This window comes from Clostridium boliviensis (assembly GCF_033342255.1).
Classification (GTDB): domain Bacteria; phylum Bacillota; class Clostridia; order Lachnospirales; family Lachnospiraceae; genus Lacrimispora; species Lacrimispora boliviensis.
The window spans coordinates 68,651-88,498 of the sequence record NZ_JAWONS010000290.1 but is presented as its reverse complement, the minus strand read 5'-3'; the positions used below and the strand labels follow the sequence as shown (position 1 = coordinate 88,498).

The 19,848-nt window shown below is 44.9% G+C and carries 20 protein-coding genes; 19 read left to right on the top strand and 1 reads right to left on the bottom strand.

Annotated elements, in window-relative coordinates; translation table 11 throughout:
* Positions 1–81 precede the first annotated feature (81 nt).
* Positions 82–1,236 carry an MFS transporter gene (locus RZO55_RS20795; protein WP_318066182.1) on the top strand — a complete coding sequence of 385 codons (1,155 nt, stop codon included), beginning with the start codon at positions 82–84 and terminating at the stop codon, positions 1,234–1,236.
* On the opposite strand, the gene RZO55_RS20790 is transcribed toward RZO55_RS20795, so the two are convergent.
* Complete coding sequence (locus tag RZO55_RS20790) at positions 1,233–2,210, bottom strand: substrate-binding domain-containing protein (RefSeq protein ID WP_318066181.1); 978 nt, start codon at positions 2,208–2,210, stop codon at positions 1,233–1,235. The two genes, RZO55_RS20795 and RZO55_RS20790, sit on opposite strands and share 4 nt — an antisense overlap.
* A gap of 277 nt (positions 2,211–2,487) precedes the next feature.
* Between RZO55_RS20790 and modA the strand changes: the two genes are divergently transcribed.
* From modA to RZO55_RS20700, 18 genes are all read left to right on the top strand, one after another.
* Positions 2,488–3,375 (top strand): molybdate ABC transporter substrate-binding protein, encoded by an 888-nt coding sequence (modA, locus tag RZO55_RS20785; RefSeq protein WP_318066180.1) that lies wholly within the window; start codon positions 2,488–2,490, stop codon positions 3,373–3,375.
* A gap of 21 nt (positions 3,376–3,396) precedes the next feature.
* Positions 3,397–4,095, top strand: coding sequence for a molybdate ABC transporter permease subunit (modB, locus tag RZO55_RS20780; protein WP_318066179.1), 699 nt, complete (start codon positions 3,397–3,399; stop codon positions 4,093–4,095).
* The gene (locus tag RZO55_RS20775) at positions 4,076–5,146 is read left to right on the top strand and encodes a sulfate/molybdate ABC transporter ATP-binding protein (protein WP_318066178.1); all 1,071 of its coding nucleotides are present in this window, start codon (positions 4,076–4,078) and stop codon (positions 5,144–5,146) included. The genes modB and RZO55_RS20775 overlap by 20 nt, the downstream gene beginning before the upstream one ends.
* 90 nt (positions 5,147–5,236) lie before the next feature.
* On the top strand, positions 5,237–5,446 hold the full coding sequence (locus RZO55_RS20770) for a TOBE domain-containing protein (RefSeq protein WP_097002239.1): 210 nt from the start codon (positions 5,237–5,239) through the stop codon (positions 5,444–5,446).
* Between the two features lie 294 nt (positions 5,447–5,740).
* Complete coding sequence (gene nifH / locus RZO55_RS20765; RefSeq protein WP_318066177.1) at positions 5,741–6,559, top strand: nitrogenase iron protein; 819 nt, start codon at positions 5,741–5,743, stop codon at positions 6,557–6,559.
* Positions 6,560–6,584: 25 nt separating this feature from the next.
* Positions 6,585–6,908: a P-II family nitrogen regulator gene (locus RZO55_RS20760; RefSeq protein ID WP_318066176.1), complete on the top strand. Its 324-nt coding sequence runs from the start codon at positions 6,585–6,587 to the stop codon at positions 6,906–6,908.
* Between the two features lie 14 nt (positions 6,909–6,922).
* A complete protein-coding gene (locus RZO55_RS20755) occupies positions 6,923–7,306 on the top strand; it encodes a P-II family nitrogen regulator (RefSeq protein WP_318066175.1) in 384 nt (127 codons plus the stop codon).
* A gap of 15 nt (positions 7,307–7,321) precedes the next feature.
* Positions 7,322–8,920, top strand: coding sequence for a nitrogenase component I subunit alpha (locus RZO55_RS20750; RefSeq protein ID WP_318066174.1), 1,599 nt, complete (start codon positions 7,322–7,324; stop codon positions 8,918–8,920).
* Entirely contained in the window at positions 8,920–10,293 is a 1,374-nt protein-coding gene (locus tag RZO55_RS20745; protein WP_318066173.1) for a nitrogenase component 1, read from the top strand. The genes RZO55_RS20750 and RZO55_RS20745 overlap by 1 nt, the downstream gene beginning before the upstream one ends.
* 84 nt (positions 10,294–10,377) lie before the next feature.
* Positions 10,378–11,733 carry a nitrogenase iron-molybdenum cofactor biosynthesis protein NifE gene (gene nifE, locus RZO55_RS20740; protein WP_318066172.1) on the top strand — a complete coding sequence of 452 codons (1,356 nt, stop codon included), beginning with the start codon at positions 10,378–10,380 and terminating at the stop codon, positions 11,731–11,733.
* A gap of 18 nt (positions 11,734–11,751) precedes the next feature.
* Positions 11,752–14,382: a nitrogenase component 1 gene (locus RZO55_RS20735; protein ID WP_318066171.1), complete on the top strand. Its 2,631-nt coding sequence runs from the start codon at positions 11,752–11,754 to the stop codon at positions 14,380–14,382.
* A gap of 13 nt (positions 14,383–14,395) precedes the next feature.
* Complete coding sequence (locus RZO55_RS20730) at positions 14,396–14,704, top strand: 2Fe-2S ferredoxin (RefSeq protein ID WP_318066170.1); 309 nt, start codon at positions 14,396–14,398, stop codon at positions 14,702–14,704.
* Between the two features lie 48 nt (positions 14,705–14,752).
* Positions 14,753–15,736 carry a homocitrate synthase/isopropylmalate synthase family protein gene (locus RZO55_RS20725; RefSeq protein ID WP_318066169.1) on the top strand — a complete coding sequence of 328 codons (984 nt, stop codon included), beginning with the start codon at positions 14,753–14,755 and terminating at the stop codon, positions 15,734–15,736.
* On the top strand, positions 15,711–16,538 hold the full coding sequence (locus RZO55_RS20720) for a hydroxymethylglutaryl-CoA lyase-like TIM-barrel protein (protein WP_318066168.1): 828 nt from the start codon (positions 15,711–15,713) through the stop codon (positions 16,536–16,538). The genes RZO55_RS20725 and RZO55_RS20720 overlap by 26 nt, the downstream gene beginning before the upstream one ends.
* Positions 16,516–17,910: a TCP-1/cpn60 chaperonin family protein gene (locus RZO55_RS20715; RefSeq protein ID WP_318066167.1), complete on the top strand. Its 1,395-nt coding sequence runs from the start codon at positions 16,516–16,518 to the stop codon at positions 17,908–17,910. Before RZO55_RS20720 ends, RZO55_RS20715 begins: the two co-directional genes overlap by 23 nt.
* A gap of 1 nt (position 17,911) precedes the next feature.
* On the top strand, positions 17,912–18,202 hold the full coding sequence (locus tag RZO55_RS20710; RefSeq protein WP_318066166.1) for a PqqD family protein: 291 nt from the start codon (positions 17,912–17,914) through the stop codon (positions 18,200–18,202).
* Between the two features lie 15 nt (positions 18,203–18,217).
* Positions 18,218–18,829, top strand: coding sequence for a Fe-only nitrogenase accessory AnfO family protein (locus tag RZO55_RS20705; RefSeq protein ID WP_318066165.1), 612 nt, complete (start codon positions 18,218–18,220; stop codon positions 18,827–18,829).
* Positions 18,830–18,844: 15 nt separating this feature from the next.
* Positions 18,845–19,831: a hypothetical protein gene (locus RZO55_RS20700; RefSeq protein ID WP_318066164.1), complete on the top strand. Its 987-nt coding sequence runs from the start codon at positions 18,845–18,847 to the stop codon at positions 19,829–19,831.
* Positions 19,832–19,848: the final 17 nt, after the last annotated feature.

The window sequence follows — 19,848 nt, the reverse complement described above, 5'->3', positions numbered from 1 at the left end:
AATATTGATTAAAAAAGCGCTGTCCAGGCAGAGCTTATTTTTGATGCTTATAACTACTGAATATGGATTGTTGGAGAAAATATGAAATATAGAAAAAATATATATTTGCTTTATGCCATTTCCTTTTTACAGGGACTGGTATTTTATGGACCCGTGGCAACTCTTTACAGACAGGCAGCAGGTGTCAGTGTATTTGAGATTACTGTTATTGAAAGTATTTCCCTTGCTCTTTGTATTGCACTGGAGATGCCATGGGGAGTGGTGGCGGACCGGATCGGGTATCGAAAAACCATGATTATCACGTGCGCCCTTTATTTTGTTTCCAAGGTGGTGTTCTGGAAAGCGGATGGATTCGGGGGATTTTTGCTTGAGCGGATTCTGCTCAGTGTTGTCATGGCAGGGATGTCAGGCTGTGATATAAGTATCCTTTATCTTTCCACCCGGGAAGGGGAAAGCCAAAAGGTATTTGGTATTTATCAGTCTTTTGGAATGGCAGGGCTTTTGGCTGCCTCACTTTCCTACTCTCTTTTCATTGGAACGAATTACAGACTGGCAGGTTTTCTCACCATGGCTGCTTATGGTGCAGCAGCCGTTCTTGTTTTTGGATTAAAAGAGGTGAAAGAGCCTGAGAAAGAAAAAAGAAGCAGAACCCGTTTTATTTTTGTTTTTCTGGAAGTGATAAAAGACCGGTATTTTCTGCTGGGGATGGTGGGCATTACACTCCTTGAGGAGACGAATCAGACAATTACTGTATTTCTAAATCAGCTTCAGTATGTTAAATGCGGGCTGGAACCAAAGACAATGGGTATCTTCTATATCCTGGTTACACTGGCAGGAATGGCAGGCGGCATCTGGTCGTTTTGGCTGAACCGGAAAATGGGAGCCCTTTCATTTGCCATCACCCTGTTTTTTTGCGGTGGAATCTCCTGCCTGATTCTCTCTGGGACGAAGAGCGGTGCTGTTTCCGTTCTCTGTATCATTCTTTTAAGGCTAGCCTCTTCTCTTTTCGGACCATTTAAGGCAGAGCTGCAAAACCGCCGGATCACTTTGGCAGACCGTGCCACGGTACTCAGCATCTATGCAGTGATGGGAGAGGCCTGTGGAATAGGAACTAACCTTATATTTGGAAAGGCAGCAGCTGCCAGCCTTTCCGGTGCCATGCTTTGGGGCGGGGGATTGTGTGCCCTGGGGGGATTATTCTTTGTGATCTTTTGTTTAAAGAAAGCGTCCGTTTAAGGGGTTGTAAAAAGGATGTCTCCTGTGTGCATGGTTTCATAACCGTTAAAATGCAGGAGACTGTCTTTAAATTCCCTGGAATTAATTGTTTCAAGGATGGCAGAAAATGCTGGCTCCTCTAACGAAGACTTAACAATTACCAGATCCATGGAGGCATCATTAAACGGTATAAAATCCAGCTGCGGATAGGCAGTCAGATGGGAGAGATCTCCCATGCTGATGTCACAAAGTCCGGAAGCAACGGCATTGGCAGAAGACATATGGGACAGGCTTTCATCCCGGAAGTCCGGGTTGAAGGGACTGTCTGTTTTTTTCTCTGCCAGCAGCCGGTCCAGAGACATCCGTAATCCGTTGCCTTTTTCACGGTTTAAAAATACGATATCAGGACGGCACAAATCCGTTACATTTTTTATTTTTTTTGGATTTCCTTTTTGTACATAAAATCCTGTTTTTAACGTGCAGATATGAATAACTGCAGCCTCGGTACCGGGAAGAAAATGACTGATCTGGCTGATTCGTTCCTCGAACTGCTGATAGCAAAGGCAGGTCAGTGCCATATGGGTTTTCCCATAATACAGGGAATACAGGCTGTTGTAGTCATTCATGTAGGAATGAAGAAGAGGAAGACTGTTCACCCTCCTGGTTAACAGACTGCGGAGCAGTTCTACCACTCGGGATTCCTGGCTGCTGATAATCAGTCCGTTTGAGTGAAGAAGGTAATCTACCTGTCTGCTGGCCTGGTCGGCGTGGAATCTTGGAATGTCCATGACGGGAGGAAGCGCGGCGGTGAGGCCGGAGTCCTGACCGGCCGGACTTGTTCTTGTGAGATATTCATCTAACTGTTCCTGGCTGATGCGAATCTGTTTGCCCACTTTTGAAGATTTTAGCTCTCCACGTTTAATTAATTCGTATACGGTTGCTTTTTTGATTTTCAGCTGATCGGCCACTTCCTGGGGCCTGTATATTTTTTCCATGCCTGAACCTCTTTTTCCTGTACTCATTATTAGTAATGTTATAACATGACTTATTTTTTGTCAATCATGATAAAGAGTTAATATGTTTAAAAAATTGACTAATAATAAATGAAAATTTAGAAATAATCTAAAGATGTTGGAATATTGACTTTTAATTATGGTTCGTTTAAAATAGATAAATAATTACAAAACAGAACAAAACAGAACTAAACAGAGCACCAAAGAACCAGGGGATCCCTTTGTGGATTGTCCTGGCAGAAAAACAGGAGGAAAAAAGATGAAAAGAGGAAGAAACATGCTTCGGATTCTGGTGGCAGCGTCACTGATGGCTGGAATCCTGTCAGGCTGCAGTCCTGCAGGGAGCAAAACGGCTCCCAGTGAAGCGGCTCCCAGTGAAGCGGCTTCCAGTGAAGCGGCCACTGCAATTCAAAGTACAAAGGCTAAGGAGGCAAAGTCTGTTGATGTGTACGTATTTATTGCGGCCAGTCTTAAAAACACTATGGATAAAGTAAAAGAGAGTTATGAAAGCGGACATCCAGGTGTAACAATTATTTACAATGCTGACAGCTCAGGCACGCTCCAGAAACAGATTGAGGAAGGTGCTCAGTGTGATGTTTTCTTTTCCGCAGCACCGAAACAAATGAACGCATTAAAGGAGGGTGGATTTGTAGAGGACGGTTCCGATACCAGCCTTCTTATGAACCGGATTGTTTTAATTAAGCCGAAGGGCGAAAAAACAGCAGTTACCGGGTTTGACAACATCACTGCAGCTTCCAGCCTTGCACTGGCAGGAGAAGATGTACCGGTGGGACAGTATGCCAGAAAACTTTTTACTAATCTGGGAATCCTGGATCAGGTGATGAAGATGGAGATTAACGAAGGAGCAAATGTTACCGCAGTTTTAACTGCAGTTGCAGAAGGCAGCAATGAAGTGGGGGTGGTTTATGCCACAGATGCTGCTTCCATGGGGGACAAAGTGGAGATTATAGCAGAAGCGGACAAAGCAAAGATTGATCCGGCTGTTTATCCGCTAGGTTTAATCAAAGATCAGGAAGCCAGTGAAGATCAGAAGAAAGCGGCTGCAGAATTTAAGGAATATTTAACGAATGATGAGAGCGTCATGAAACTTTTTACAGATGCGGGATTTTCTAGATATACACAATAGCAGACCGGGAGGTGAGAACCATTGGGGGAATTCGTGAGAACCATTGATTGGAGTCCTCTTTATCTGTCGATAAAAACAGGAATTGTGGCTACTGTGCTTACTTTCTTTTTAGGTGTGGGCGCAGCCAGGCAGATTATGAAGCTGAATAATACGGCAAAAGCCATTGCGGACGGGATTCTTACACTCCCTCTTGTGCTTCCTCCAACTGTGGCTGGATTTTTTCTTCTCTTAATTTTCAGCCTGCGAAGACCGTTTGGAAGGTATCTTCTGGTTAATTTTGATTTCAAATTGGTGCAGACCTGGCCAGGCTGTGTTATGGCAGCGTTTGTCATAGCCTTTCCACTTATGTACCGCAACGCCAGAGCCGCATTTGAGCAGGTGGATATAACCATGATTCACGCAGGACGAACGCTGGGACTGTCGGAAAGAACCATCTTCTGGAAAATAGTGGTTCCCATTGCAGCCCCAGGGCTGGCGTCCGGCACTGTGCTCTCCTTTGCAAGAGCCATTGGAGAGTACGGAGCCACTACCATGCTGGCGGGAAATATTTTAGGCAAGACGAGAACTGTATCCGTGGCCATCGCCACGGAGGTAACAGCAGGAAACTGGGACAAAGCAGGATTCTGGGTTGTGGTCATTATTCTTTTGTCATTTATAATCGTAGCAGTTATGAACCTGATCGCTGGGAAAAATAGAAAGAATGGAAGCGGGTGGACGTAATATGGCCCTGAAGGTGAGGATAGATAAGAAATTTCACGGATTTCATCTCAATGTGGAATTTGAAACGGACGGCGGCTGTATGGGAATATTAGGGGCTTCCGGCTGCGGAAAAAGCATGACTCTAAAATGTGTGGCAGGAATTGAAAAACCGGATAGCGGCAGGATCGTTCATAACGAAAGAGTTCTGTTCGATTCAAAAAAAGGAATCAACCTGCCGGCAAGAGAACGCCATGTCGGATATCTGTTTCAGAATTACGCACTGTTTCCCACCATGACAGTGGAGGAGAATCTGAAAATAGCCCTGACAGGGAAGGGAAAGGAAACTGGGAGGCAGGTTTTGGAACAGATCAGACGGTTTCAGCTGCAGGGGCTGGAAAACCGTCTTCCGTCCCAGTTGTCAGGAGGCCAGCAGCAGCGCGTGGCCCTGGCACGTATGCTATTATGTGAACCGGAGATGATATTGCTTGATGAACCTTTTTCCGCTCTGGACGGATTTTTAAAAGACACCCTACAGCTGGAAATGCTGGAACTGTTAAAAGAACTTAACCAGGATGTGCTGTTTGTTTCCCATTCCAGAGATGAGATTTTCCGGTTCTGTGACCGTATGATCCTGCTGGCGGATGGGGAACGTGTTGTAAATGGATTTACAAAGGAAATTTTTCGAAAACCGGAAAAGCTGGAGGCTGCAAGACTGACTGGGTGTAAGAATATTTCCCCCATAGAACGGATCAGTGAACATGAGCTTTTTGCGCTGGACTGGAACATAAAACTGAAAACAGACGAACTGATTGGAGATTCCATTCGTTATATCGGAATCAGAGGTCACAATCTGGTACCTGCAACGAATTCCGCGGAAGAGAATACAATGAAAGTTTCTCTGGCAGGAAGTGCCCATACAACCTTCCGGCATCAGTATTTAGTTGAGAATGCAAAAGGGTCTTCTGCAAAAATCTGGTGGATCAGGGAAAAGAGCAAATGCGATACGGAAGAATCAGAGACGATTCCATTATATTTAAAATTTCCCAAAGAAGATCTGTTACTTTTGTCTTAATTTTATAAGGTAATCATGAAAAAAATTGACAAATACCGGACAAAAAATTATTATTAATTAAAATAAGACTTTGAGGGGGAGGCTGATCTTATGAAAATAAGTGCCAGAAATCAGTTAAAGGGAAAAGTAGTTGAGATAGAAACAGGTGCAGTGAACGGGATTGTGACCATAGACATTGGAGGGGGAAATTTCATATCTGCAACAATATCCATGGCCTCAGTAAAGAATTTGAAGCTGGAGGTCGGATCGGATGCATATGCCATTATAAAGGCAACGTCTGTTATGGTGGGAATTGATTAAGACAGAACAAATGCGGGAGCCGGTAATACGGCTCTTTTTGCATATTACGTATAATTTTTAGACAAAATCATTGATTTGTATCAAAATACTGCAAATATATGGTTTGATCTTTTTATATTTGTGCATTATGTTGTATTGAATTCAACTGTAAAAGCATATATAGTGATAGCAACCGAAGTCGTCGACAAAACTTCAGTGTTACTTTTTCATTTTCTATTCACAAAGAGGTGGAATGGCAGGATCTGTGCGAGATCTGCCTTCCGCCTCTTCTTTTATGTTAAGGAGGAACTGGCTATGAGACAGGTTGCAATCTATGGCAAAGGCGGTATTGGAAAATCCACAACCACACAGAATTTAACGGCAGGTCTGGCAGAGATGGGAAAGCACATTATGATCGTAGGGTGCGATCCAAAAGCAGATTCCACCAGACTGGTTTTGGGAGGTCTGGCACAGAAGACGGTACTTGATACTCTTCGTGATGAAGGCGATGACATTGAGCTTGAAGCGGTTTTAAAGAAAGGATACGGCAATATCAAGGGTGTGGAATCCGGAGGACCGGAACCAGGCGTCGGTTGTGCAGGCCGAGGAATTATCACTTCCATTAATCTGCTGGAACAGCTGGGAGCCTATACCGATGATCTTGATTATGTATTCTATGATGTTCTTGGCGATGTAGTATGCGGAGGCTTTGCAATGCCGATCCGCGAGGGAAAGGCGCAGGAAATATATATCGTTTGCTCCGGTGAAATGATGGCGCTTTATGCAGCAAATAACATTTCCAAAGGTATTACCAAATATGCGAAGACCGGAGGTGTCCGGCTGGGAGGTCTTATCTGCAACTCCAGAAAGGTAGATAAGGAACAGGATCTTGTAGAGGCTGTGGCAGCGAAAATCGGCACTCAGATGATTCATTTTGTACCCCGGGACAATGCGGTGCAGAGGGCTGAGATCAGAAAAAGAACGGTCATCGATTTTTCTCCTGATGAACCTCAGGCAGATGAATACCGTACTCTGGCAAGAAAAGTGGATTCCAACGAAATGTTTGTCATTCCAAACCCCATGAAGATTGATGAGCTGGAAGAAATATTAATGCAGTACGGAGTTATGGACTAAGCAGTCAGGGAGAGGAGAAAATATTATGTTATTGGTGAGAGCGATTATCAGGCCGGAAAAAGCGGATTTTGTTATGAAGGAAGCCTCAGAAGCGGGATTTCAGGCTGTAACAAAGATGGATGTTTATGGACGGGGTAAGCAGAAAGGAATCACGGTAGGAGATGTCCACTATGATGAGATTCCAAAAGAGATGTTGTTATTTTTCTGCAACGATGAAGATAAGGAAGATCTGGTCAAGGTGATTATGAGAACAGCCAGGACTGGAGAGGGCAATTATGGAGACGGACGTATCTTTGTATCTCCGGTGGAGGATGCTTATACGATCAGTACAGGAAAGCAGGGACTTTAGGAGGAACGATTGCTATGAAAGAGGTAATGGCATTTATCCGGGTAAATAAAATAAACCCCACGAAGAAAGCTCTGGCAGAAGGCGGATTCCCTGCATTTACCTGCAGACCGGTATTAGGAAGAGGAAAGAAACGGATTGATCCGGAGCTTTTGACGCTGGTTCTGGAATCAGGAGAGCTTCCCATGTCTCCCAAAGGAGAATACTTAACAGAGTCTTTCCGCTGGATTCCAAAACGGCTGATCACCCTGATAGTAGAAGATCAGCAGGTAAAAGATGTGGTGGATATACTGATTAAAACAAACCAGACAGGGAATCCCGGGGACGGAAAAATATTTGTGCTTCCCATTCATGAGGCTTATACCGTCAGAAGCGGAGAACGCACAAAAGAGGCATATTGACAGGAGGTGAGGGAGATGTCAAAGGAACGAGATGTATTACTGGATAAATATTCATCCAGAGTATTTAAAAATAGAAAAAGTCATATCACTCAGCTGGAATTTGGTGAAAATTCGGATGAGATTGCAGCGAATACCAGGGCGATACCGGGAATTATCACTGCAAGAGGCTGCTGCTATGCAGGCTGTAAAGGCGTTGTGGTTGGACCTGTGAAGGATTCCGTCGTTATCACACACGGACCCATTGGCTGTGCCTTCTATTCCTGGGGAACCAGAAGGAATAAAGCAAAACCTTCCTATGAAGGTGAGCAAAATTTTATCCCTTATTCTTTTTGCACGGATATGAGGTCATCGGACATAGTATTTGGAGGCGAGAAGAAGCTGGAAGCTGGAATCGATGAGATTATGCAGCTGTTTCAGCCCAAGTGTATTTTCATCTGCTCTACCTGTCCCATTGGTCTGATCGGTGATGATGTGCAGGCTGTGGCAAGAAGAGTGGAGGAGAAATACGGCATTACTGCCATTGGCTATTCCTGCGAGGGATATAAAGGGGTTTCCCAGTCATCGGGTCACCACATTGCCAATAACGGACTGATGCGTTATGTTATCGGAAAAGGGGAAGAGGCGCCCAAGGGAAAATACAGTGTAAATATCTTAGGCGAGTACAACATCGGAGGTGATGGCTGGGAACAGGAACGGATCCTTAAAAAGATTGGTTATGAAGTGGTCTCCGTGTTTACCGGTGACGGATCTTATCAGACCTTGAAAAATTCCCATCTGGCAGATTTGAATCTTGTCATGTGCCACCGGTCCATCAATTACATAGCGGAAATGATGAAAACAAAATATGGAGTTGACTGGCTGAAGGTGAATTTTATCGGAGTAGGTGCTACATCCAAATCTCTGCGTATGATGGCAAAATACTTCAATGATCCGGAGCTTACCAAACGCACGGAAGAAGTGATTGCAGAGGAGCTGGCAGAAATCAGTGAGGATATGGAGTATTACAAATCCAAACTAAAGGGAAAAACAGCCGGAATCTTTGTAGGAGGCTCCCGCTCCCATCATTATCAGATGCTTTTAAGGGATTTTGGCATGGAAACAACCATTGCAGGCTATGAATTTGCCCACCGGGATGATTATGAAGGACGGGAAATCATTCCTCAGATCAAAGCAGATGCTGACTCTAAAAACATCGAGGAGATTACGGTGGAGAGAGCTGTGGGGTTTGAAGACAGATACTCTGTGGAAGAATTGGAAGTTCTGCGGGAGGAAGGCGTGGAGCTGGATACCTATAGCGGAATGATAAAAGATATGAAAGAAGGCTACATGGTAGTGGATGACTACAACATGTTTGAAACAGACCAGCTGATTGAAGAGTATAAACCAGATATTTTCTTTTCTGGAATTAAGGATAAATATGCCATTCAGCATGGCGGAGTAGTATCCCGTCAGATGCATTCCTATGATTACTCCGGACCGTATGCAGGCTTTCGGGGAGCAGTGAATTTTGGAAGAGATATAACCATGAGTCTTTATACAAATGCCTGGTCACTGGTAAAACCGCCGTGGAAAACCATGCCGATGTTAGAAGGAACGTTAGGAGGTGCCGGCTGATGCTTGAATTAACACCAAAAGAAATTATGGAAAACCGCCACATGACCATTAATCCCTGTAAGACCTGTGAACCGGTAGGAGCAATGTTCTGTGCTCTGGGTGCCGAAAAGTGTATGCCACATTCCCATGGATCCCAGGGGTGCTGCTCCTATCACAGAACAGTGTTAAGCCGGCATTTTAAGGAGCCAGCCATAGCTTCTTCAAGCTCCTTTACTGAGGGTGCATCCGTATTCGGAGGACGCAGCAATATTACCACAGCAATGAAGAACGTCTTCGATATTTATAAACCAGATATTATGGCCATCCATACCACCTGCCTTTCTGAGACAATTGGTGATGACGTTGGTTCCTATATAATGGATATGGATATACCGGAGGGAAAAACAGTCCTTTATGCCAGTACACCTTCCTATGAAGGCTCCCATATTCAGGGATTTTCCAACATGATGATTGGATTCATGAAGTATATGACGAAGAAAACCGGAACACCCAATGGAAAAGTAGCCATTTTTCCAGGCTGGGTCAATCCCGGAGATGACAGGGAATTAAAACGTATTGCAGGACTGATGGGTGCGGAATATATTTATTTTCCTGATCATGACGGAACATTAGATCACCCTATGGATGGAAAAAACGAGTATTTCCATGATAATGCAGGAACCAAAGCCAAAGATATTGCGTCGCTGGGAGATTGTGAAAGGCTGATTTCCATGGGAATCTACTGTTCGATGGAACCATCGGAGTATTTAAAAAAAGAATACAAGGTTCCTTTTTCAAATATTCCGGTCCCTGTAGGCGTCAAGCTGACAGATCAGTACATACTGGAGCTTCAGAAATTTACAAAGAAAGAGGTTCCAAAGGAGCTGGAAGATGAGCGGGGCAGACTGGTGGATTTAATGCTGGATTCCCATCAGTATGTATATAAGAAAAAAGCTGCCATCTACGGAGATCCTGATATTGTGTATGGATTTACTGCTTTATGCCTGGAACTGGGAATGAGTCCGAAATACATCATAACCGGAACACCGAAAGCCCGCTGGGAGAAAGAAATCAAAGAGCTGATGGATCAGTATGGAGTGGATGAAAGTGAATATGTAGTGAAGGCAGATACGGATTTATTCTATCTTCATCAGCTGATTAAAAATGAGTCCGTAGATCTTCTTTTAGGCTCAAGTTATGGAAAACAGATTGCAAAAGCAGAAGATATCCCGCTGGTACGTATGGGATTTCCGGTACTGGACCGCTACGGAAACCCAATACAGGCAACTGTGGGATACGCAGGTGCAATCCGGTATACGGAAAAAATAGCAGATGCCATGATGGACCGGCAGGACCGGGATGCGGCTGACGAAGATTTTGATGTAGTAATGTAAATCAGAAAGAAAATGGAACCAGGGAGGGAACCGACCCCTCCCTATTTCTGTTTAAAATGGCAGGTCTTTGAAAGGAGTATGATTATGGAAACGGAGAACAGCAACAGGAATGTATTGGACGCCAGGAAAAGTTCCATTGTTGTAAAGGACGGGTGCAGTGGCCTGGGGGGGCAAATTTCATGTGACAGCAACAGTGTATCCGGTTCCGTATCACAGCGGGCCTGTGTATACTGCGGAGCAAGAGTTGTTTTAAATCCCATTACCGATGCCTGGCATATTGTTCACGGCCCAATCGGGTGTTCCAGCTATACCTGGGATATCAGAGGGTCATTAACAAGCGGTGAGGATATTTACAGAAACAGCTTTTCTACGGATTTGCAGGAAACAGATATTATATTCGGCGGAATCAGAAAGCTTGAGGCAGCAGTCGATGAGCTCATGGAGAAGGAAGGCAACGTAAAGCTGATATTTATCTATGCCACCTGTATTGTTGGAGTGATCGGAGACGATGTGGATGCCTTATGCAAAATGAAATCAGAGCAGTATCACATTCCTGTGATTCCTGTAAAGTCTCCCGGATTTTCCGGTAATAAATCAACAGGCTACCGGATGGCTTGCGATGCCATCATGAACGTGCTTCTTCCTCATAAAAGTGAAGAGAAGAGGAATGCCATTAATATACTGGGGGATTTTAATCTGGCAGGAGAAATGTGGATTATCAAAAATTATTTCAGGGAGATAGGCATTGACGTGATCTCAGGTTTTACCGGTGACACCTGCTATGAGGATATGATTGAGGCGCCAAAGGCCGCATTAAATATAGTTCAGTGTGCAGGCTCCAGCACTTATCTGGCAAACCGTATGGAGGAGGAATTCGGCATTCCATTTATAAAGGTCAGTTTCTTCGGAATCGAGGATACAACCGCTTCCTTAATCAAGACGGCTGAGGCACTTGGGAATGAACTGGCAAGAAAAAAGGCAGCGGAATTTTGCAAAAAGAAAGCAGAGGAGCTGGAAAATTTCTTAGGCCGTTATCGGAAAAACCTGGAGGGGAAAAAAGCCGCCATCTACGTAGGCGGGGGATTTAAGGCAATCTCTCTCATCCGGCAGTTTCAGGCTATGGGGATGGAAACTGTGGTGGTCGGAACCCAGACAGGGAAAAAGGAAGATTATGAAGTGATTGAGAGTCTGGTGAAATCTGACACCATTATTCTTGATGATGCGAATCCGGCAGAGTTAGAGACCTTTATGAAAGAAAAAGGGGCAGATATACTGGTGGGAGGTGTAAAAGAAAGACCTCTTGCCTATAAGCTGGGTATCGCATTTTGCGATCACAATCATGAAAGAAAGTTTCCGTTAGCCGGTTTTGAAGGGGTGGTCAATTTCACAATGGAAATCAATAAAAGCATAAACAGTCCGGTATGGGGCTATATTAGCTGACAGAAAGGCGGAGTGACAATGAAAAGTGAAGTAAAACCTCTGGTGAATCTAAATATCAATCCCTGCAAAATGTGTATGCCAATGGGAAGTGCAACTGCATTTTACGGTCTGAAGAACTGTATGACCATCCTTCACGGCTCTCAGGGGTGTGCGACCTACATCCGCCGTCATATGGCAACTCACTACAATGAACCTGTGGATATTGCTTCCTCATCCCTGACCGAGGAGGGAACAGTATACGGAGGCAGTGAAAACTTAAAAAAGGGATTAAAGAATTTAATTGAGCTTTACCATCCGGAAATTATCGGTGTAATGACCACCTGCCTGGCGGAAACCATCGGTGAGGATATTCCGGGAATACTCCAGTCCTTTCTGGAGGAAAATCCAGGATACAGGGACATTACGCTGATTCCCTGCCACTCCCCGGGATATGGCGGAAGTCAGTATGAGGGATATTTCGCAGCTCTCTTGGCCATTGTTTCTTCTATTAAAATGGTTGCCAGAAAGAATGATCTGGTAAATGTGATCACTGCGCCCATCAGTCCCGCAGATACCAGATATCTAAAGAGGATGCTCTCTCTTTTTGGAATTGACGCCATTCTGCTTCCTGACTTATCTGATAATTTAGATGGTGCTCACGATCCCCATTATAACCGCCTGCCTCATGAGGGAACAGAACTGGCCCGGTTAAAACAGATGGGGGGAGCAAGATTTACTTTGGAATTAACCGCATTTCACCATAAAAATTCAGTGGGAGAATATCTGTGTGAAACGTATGGTGTTCCTTATGAGCGGCTGTCCCTGCCGGTGGGGTTAAGAGATACGGATGCATTTTTAGATGCGTTGTCCCGTATTTCCGGGAATGAAATTCCTGAGGAACTGAAAAAAGAGAGAGGGCGTTATTTAGATGCCATGATTGATTCCCACAAATACCATTCTTCCGGTAGAGCCGCAGTATTTGGGGAGCCGGATCTGGTATATTCCACCGTACGAATGATGTGTGAATGCGGAATCATGCCGGTAGTATGTGGGGCAGGATCTGCATGTCCGGAGCTTGACGGACTGATCAGACCGGAGATTGAGAATCTTGCCGGTTTGTATCTGGTGGAAGAGTATAAAATTACAGATAAAGCGGATTTTAAGGATATTGAGGATATGGTTCTTACCTATAAGGCCAATATCCTTGCTGGTAGTTCTGACGGAAGGCGTATTGCAGAAGATTTACATCTTCCCCTGGTCCGCAGAGGGTTTCCCATTCATGACCATGTGGGCGGCCAGCGGCTGAAGATGCTGGGCTATGAAGGATCCGTGGAATATATGGATGAGATTGCAAATCATCTGATTGATACAGTTGAAACCACATTCCGCGAGACCTTATATGATGCATACTACAAAGACACTGCCATTGCTCATAAAAAGGTGCCGGAATCTGCAGAGGAGATCATGAAGCGCAAGACAAAGGAGCATCCCTGCTATAATTGCCAGGCACATCAGTTTGCCAGAATTCATCTTCCGGTAGCCCCTGCCTGTAACGTTCAATGCGGTTACTGTGTAAGAAAATTTGACTGTCCTAATGAAAGCCGTCCCGGAGTCACTTCTGCCATTTTATCGCCTGAGGAAGCACTTAACCGGTATCTTTCAGTAAAGGAAAAAATGCCAAACTTAACAGTGGTGGGGATAGCCGGACCTGGAGAAGCTCTGGAAAACTGGGAGAATGTGAGAAAAGTTTTTGAACTCATAAGGAACCAGGATCCGGAAGTCACCTTCTGTCTGTCTACCAATGGACTGAAGCTGCCCCAGTATGCAAGGGAACTAAAGGAACTGGGAGTTTCCCATGTAACAGTAACCATGAACGCGGTGGATCCCCATATCAGCGGACAGATGTATCAGTATATCCGGTTTATGGGCAGGGAATATACCGGCGACGCGGCAGGAGCTCTCATGGTTGCAAACCAGCTTGCAGGAATCAGGCTTTTAATTGCCAATGATATATTGGTAAAGGTCAATATCGTGACAGTGAAGGGAATTAATGACAGTAATGTACCGGAGGTCGTAAAGACTGTGAAATCACTGGGGTGCTTTATCACCAATATTATGCAGATGATTCCGGTAAAGGGAAGCGCGCTGGAGCATGTGGAGCCTGTTTCAAACAAGCAGCTAAATGAGATCAGAAAGCAGTGTGAAGAGATCATGCCCCAGATGTATCACTGCCAGCACTGCAGGGCAGATGCGGTTGGAACGTTAACGGATGACAAATCCATACAATTAAAAGGATTCCTGGCTGAGGAAAAGAAGGTTTTTGTTCCTGTTTCAAAAAGCTACCGGTTTGCAGTCGCTTCCAAAAGCGGAGTCGTAGTCGACACTCACTTCGGTCATGCAAAGGAATTTTATTTATATGACTACCGAAACGGGGAAGTCCGGTTTGCTGGAAAACGAAATGTGGAACAGTATTGTCAGGGAGAAGAAGAATGCGGGGAAAAAGAGGATAAAATAGAACAGATTATAGCTGCCCTTAATGGCTGCAACGGAGTCATTGCCATGCGCATTGGCATGGAGCCGACCAAAAAGCTGACAAAATTGGGGATAAAGCCGGTGAATACATATGACATGATTGAAGATGCGGTAAAAAAAGCGGCAGAAGCAATGTAAAAGGAGGAGAAAAATGGTACAGCCAAAATATCATGTATTTATCTGCACAAGCTGCAGAATCAACGGAACACAAAAAGGGATGTGCTATCAGAAAGGTGCGGTGGACTTAATCCAGGATTTTATGCAGGAGATTGAAGACAGGGACTTATCTGGAGAGGTGGTAATAAACAATACCGGCTGTTTTGGAATCTGTGATAAGGGTCCTGTAGTCGTGGTATATCCGGAGGGAGTCTGGTATGGCAATGTAACCGCAGATGATGTGGAACGTATTTTTGATGAGCACTTTGAGGGGGGGAAGCCGGTACAGGATCTGATGATTTAGTATCTGTTATGATACGGCAGGGAGCACAGGGAAAAGGAGGGATTGCTTTTGATTAGAATCATTGATGCCACACTGACTATGTTGGAGGAATATTCGTTAAAAAGGGAGCTTATTTATGAGTTTGCCCAGACCTTAGAGAGTCTTTGCATATGGGGAGCCGTGTTATCTCCCAAAATCTATCAGCTGATGCAGGGGGACTTACCAAAGGGAATCACCTGGTATATGGAACTTCCAAATCCGTCGGATAGCTGGAAATATCCCGGGATTCAGTTTTTTCTCTCCTCTTTTTGTGATGGGACAGGAAAATATATTCGCAATATTCAGATCAATGATGTATCAGAGCTGAGGGGACTGGAAAGTGCCAGTCTGGATAACAAATTAAGGCTTACGGGTCTGGACGATTTACTGATCTACGAAAGCCGGGATATTTATGAACGGGGAATGAAGCTGCTAATCCAGGCTTCTCCCATCCTGTATCCGGAAAATTCTTGTTTTTGTGCTTCTGCCATTGCAGCGGATTACTTGCAAAATCACCATAACGGTACAGTGATGACAACATTTACCGGAATTGGCAATAAGGCTGCAACTGAGCAGGTCATTCTGGCCATGAGAGTGGTGGAACGTTATAAACCAAACAACAGCTTTGATAAACTGTCGGACTTACGAAACATTTTTGAAGCCATGACCAATACACAGATACCAGGTCATACGCCTGTCATCGGAAGAAAGATTTTTTATATAGAATCCGGACTGCATGTAGACGGAGTTTTGAAAAAGCCATCTAATTATGAGTCTTTTCCTCCAGAACTTGTGGGAGCCTCCAGGAAAGTGATTTTGGGTAAACATTCCGGAGGAATGTCGATACGGTATAAAATGAAACAGTACCAGATGGAAGGCCGCTATCCGGTGGAGCATCTTCTTGAAATGGTTAAAAGGCTCAGTATTAAGAAGGGCGGGGAAGTAACTGATGAAGAGTTTTTAACAATGATGAGTGAGTGTGATAAATATGAAAAGGCGAATCAAAATAGTTGATACCACTCTTCGGGATGGCGAACAGTGTCCGGGTGTCGTATTTTCTCCTTCTGATAAGGTGCGTATGGCATTGTTCCTGGACAGTATTGGTGTTTCTGAAATCGAAGCGGGAATTTACGACGTGGGTACAGAAGGCGTTCATTATATCAGCGAAATCATGAAAAAGAAAAAGCAGGCAGTCATTTCATTGTGGTCCAGATTAAATCCTGAGAATGTGGAAGAGTCCGCAAGGCAGAAGCCGGACTTAATTCATATCGGAACCCCTGTGTCCTATGCGCAGATCTATAATAAGATAGGGAAAAATAAAAAATGGATTGAAAACACCCTGCAGGAGTGCATTCAGGTTGCCAGGGACTATCAAATCCCCATAACGGTAGGTCTGGAAGATGCATCAAGGGCAGATGTGGCTTTTTTGGTTTCTCTGGTCCGGCTGATGAGGCAGCAGGGCGTTAAGACCATACGTCTTGCAGATACAGTTGGAGTATTATTCCCCAGAAGGGCGGGGGAGCTGGTACGGGAAATGAAACAGACAGGAATCACCATTGAGGTTCATGAGCACAATGATTTTGGGATGGCAGTGGCTAACTCCATGGTTATGGCACTGTCAGGAGCAGATATGGTGGATGGGACACTGCTTGGCATCGGAGAGCGGGCAGGGAACTGTAACCTCTATGAGTTTGTCCATAGTGCGGCCCGTAAATTTGAATTAAGTGTCAGCAGCCTGGATATAAAGAAGGGGGAAAATCTATTAAAATCCATAATGTCAGGAGGAAAGAGGAATGATCCGGGAGATTCAATTTGAAGATGGCAGGAGGAAACTGGCAGAAGGAATTAAGAGTCTCTGCCGCGCTCTCTCCTGTGAGGGGCAGATTCTGGTAAATGGAACCTACAGCTTTTCCGCTGCAGAGGTGGCAGGAACGCTGGAGGGGAGGAATTTATATGTGAACCAGGGGATCCGGCTGGCTGCTGCAGCCATCGGTGAGATCAACCAGACTGCTGGATGCGGTACCGGTGAGTCAGCACGTATGGCAAATCAGCTTTTATCCTACTGTGAAAGAAAAGCGGCAGCGGGGATCAGTCCGGTCCTCCTTGCAAAGGAGATCAAACAGGCAGCAAATGCACTGGAATTTTATGTCCTTAATAATGCTGTTCCAGTAACTGATGAAAGCGTGGATCTGGTGGAAGAGATCACAAAAGACCGGGAGACCGCCCAAATGGTTATAGAAGGAGCAAAAGAGGGGGAGCTGGTTGTAAAAGACTCCATGTATGCAGGTACAAAGCTGGAAATCACAAGAGGAATGCGACTTGAAGGAAGCTTGTCTGTTGGGGCAGAAGGCACGGTATCCGATGTGCTGGTTCTGATTGTGAAAACCCAAATCACTTCCTTTGCCAGTCTGTATCCCCTTCTTCAAAAGACGGAGCCGCAGAATTTGCTTATACTGGCTGACGGGATAGAGGGGGAAGCCCTGACCCTTCTTAATGCAAATGTAAAGCAGAACCGCCTTCATGTGAGAGCCATGAAGGCACCTGGTATGGGCAGGAGAAAGGAAGATATTTTAGAAGACGCCGCAGTATATACGGATACGGTGGTGTTTGACGGTATCTATCCCTGCAGTCTGGAGGAAATATCTCCCGCCATGCTGGGGACGGTAAAAACGGTGACAGCAGCCGGCTCTTATACGGTTATGGAGGGAAATTCGGATAGCGGCCGGATAGTAAGGCGGACCCAGACAATTCAAGAGCGGATCCAGGATCCCCGGACCAATTACTATGACAAGCAGAAATTAAGAGAAAGAATAGCAGGGTTAATGGGCTGTGCTCCTGTGATTTATGCAGGAGGATACACCACTGTGCAGGCAAAGGAAGAAAAACGGAGAATCGAATCCGCAGTGGCTTATTACCAGACCATAAAGCAGTATGGAATATTCAAAAAAGAGGATTTAGACCGCTTTTTAGCCGGTTCAGAAGCAGAACGGTTTCTGACGGAGTCCATGAAGCAAAGTTTTAAAGAAAAGGAGATCAGCGCATATCTCCTGATTCTGATGATACAAAAGATCTGCGGACTGATTGTCATGTGGCTGACAACCGGCGCCGTTATGGTGAGCACCGGATATGACAGAGAGGATCTGGAACTGATAAAAAGCGGAGTGGACATAGAAAGGTTAAGGGGCTGATATGAAGATCAAAAACGTGAAGCTGAAGCCTGGGTTTACGTTAAAAGAGCTTGGAGGGGAATTTTGTATTTTTGATGACAGAGACAGTCAGTATGGTTCCTTAAACGGTCTGCCTTCGGTGAATGAGATCTGTATTTTTCTATGGAACAGCCTGGAGAGGGGAGCAGGAGTGGGGGAATTGATTACTCTGTTATCTGAAGAAAAAAATATTGACGAGGAAGATGCCAGACTGGAACTGGAGGAATTTCTTGCAAAACTGATCCATGGAAATGTGGTTGAGATTGAAGGATAAAGGAGGAGCGTTAAGATGGAAAAAATAGCGGTGATCAGCAGAAACCAGGAACTGGTTCCTTTTTTGGACTGCAATCAGGTTGAGATATATGAAAAACAGGAAGGGCAGTGGCTGGCAGTAAGGAGCAATTCCTTTCCTGCTATTAAAGGAAGAACCATTGAGGAACTGAGAGCAGAAACGGAAGCAGTCCGGATTCTCACCGGGGATGCAAAGGCTGTTCTGTGCAGAGAGCTTTCCGGCATTCCCTTTTCGGTATTTAACCAGAGGGGATACTGCATCTTCTGTGGAGATAAAGCGGACCAGGATACCTTTGACGGAATGGTAAAAGATATAGAAGAGAGTGATGAGAAGCGAAGAAGAAAAGAAGAGATGATAAAAAATGCCGGACCTGTGGAAACGGAAACTCCCGGAATCTATTTTTTAGATCTGGTGCAGCTCCAAAAAGAGTGCCCGGAGATTACCTCTAAAAAGGCCCTTTTACCGTTTCTTTCCCATACTCCATTTCTTGAACTGCACCTTGTCTGCGCCCATATTCCGCCATGGCTGGAAGCAGATACATCCTTTGAAAAAAAGGTTCGTCAGAAAGAGGGCGGAGTACAGATAACAGTAACCAGAAAACAGTGTTAGCAGGAGGTGAAAGAAATGCAAAATTATATGGTAATAGATGCAAAGACACTTCAGACTGCCTATGGCATTCTTGGAGGTGTGGATTCCTTTCTCTGTCACCCGGATGGAGAGCTTTTAGGAGTGACTCTTTCAGAAAAAAATATGATTGTTACACAGGCAGGTGAGCTGATTCCGGCTTATACGGAAAATGGCAGAAGAAAAAAGAAGCCGTCCGTGGAGTTTGATAAGCAGGGAATGGTGGTCAGTGTGGCACTGGAGGAGCAGCAGGAGGTTTTTACTCCCATTGGAGAGCTTCCCGCTGAGCTGATCAAATTTTATCCCACAGGAGAGCTTCACCGGGTATTTATTCTAGATGGTCAGATCAGCGGTTTCTGGACAGAGGAAGATGAACGGGAGCTGAACATTTCATTGACTTTCGATCTTGGTTTTACAGAATTACATGCAATGATTAACGGGCTTTGTTTTTATAAAAGCGGAGATATCAAAAGCATTACCTTATTTCCGGGAGAACGGGCAGAGATTGGGACGCCCCTGGGAAAAGTGGAAACAAAGGTGGGGCTGTCGCTGTATGAGTCAGGAAGTTTAAAATCAGTGGAACCGGCTGACCCTGTGCTGGTATCAACTCCCATTGGTACAATCACTGCATTTGATCCCGATCAGATCGGAATTAACGCAGACAGTAATTCTCTTTCGTTTACGGAAGACGGGGAGATCAAGGCACTTATTACATGCGATCATTCCATCTATGTTCAGACAGAGGATGGAGTGATGAAAAAACATTCTCCCCATATAAAGCCCCATCCGCTCTATGATGAAATCCTTACTGTATCTGGAATGAAAGTGGAGTTTTTTCCGGAATCAGGGGAAGTGATGATTGAGAAAGAACGGTATGGTTTAAAATCATGCGGCTTTACCTTAGAGCCTTTTGCGCGTCCCGGAATGCACTGCAGCCCGTCCGACTGTGCAAACTGCTCCCTGTGCAATAAAGCAATGAGGGAATAAAGAAGGGAACTGCCGAT